The sequence below is a fragment of the Brevundimonas denitrificans genome, from assembly GCF_030160755.1.
Lineage (GTDB): Bacteria > Pseudomonadota > Alphaproteobacteria > Caulobacterales > Caulobacteraceae > Brevundimonas > Brevundimonas denitrificans.
This window is the reverse complement of sequence record NZ_BSOY01000189.1, coordinates 1-679: the sequence shown is the minus strand read 5'-3', so window position 1 is coordinate 679 and position 679 is coordinate 1. Positions and strand designations below refer to the sequence as shown.

At 56.1% G+C, this 679-nt stretch carries 1 protein-coding gene; it reads right to left on the bottom strand.

Features of this window, described 5'->3' with window-relative positions; genetic code table 11:
• On the bottom strand, positions 1 to 637 hold a 637-nt coding region (gene trpS, locus QQJ79_RS15690), incomplete at its 3' end, for a tryptophan--tRNA ligase (RefSeq protein ID WP_284223860.1).
• Between the last annotated feature and the right edge of the window lie 42 nt (positions 638 to 679).

Sequence of the window (679 nt, the reverse complement as noted above, 5' to 3'; positions counted from 1 at the left end):
CACGGGAATCCATCAGGGTGATCCGGGAATAGTCGCTGGGATCAGACTTGGACATTTTCTTGGAGCCGTCCCGCAGGGACATGACGCGGGTGGCCTCTCCAAAGATCAGCGGCTCCACCAGCGGGAATGTTTCGGTGCCGTAATCATTGTTGAATTTCTGGGCAATGTCGCGGGTCAGTTCCAGATGCTGTTTCTGATCTTCGCCGACCGGTACGTGGGTCGCTTTATAGGTCAGGATATCGGCGGCCATCAGGGACGGGTAGGCATACAGGCCAAGAGACGCGTTTTCGCGGTTCTTACCGGCCTTTTCCTTGAACTGTGTCATGCGGTTCATCCAGCCGATCCGGGCGACGCAGTTGAAAATCCACGCCAGTTCGGCATGGGCGCTGACGCTGCTTTGGGAAAAGATAATGGACCGTTTCGGGTCGACACCGGATGCAAGATAGGCGGCGGCCACCTCGCGGATATTGTTCCGAAGCTGCTCCGGCTCTTGCCAGACGGTAATGGCATGCATGTCAACGGCGCAATAGATGCATTCATAGTCTTCCTGAAGACCCACGAAGTTGCGGATTGCACCCAGATAGTTGCCAAGATGAAGGTTACCGGACGGCTGTACACCGGAGAAAATACGAGACATAAAACGCTCCTCACGCTTTGGACACGGGCCCGGCACGAACCG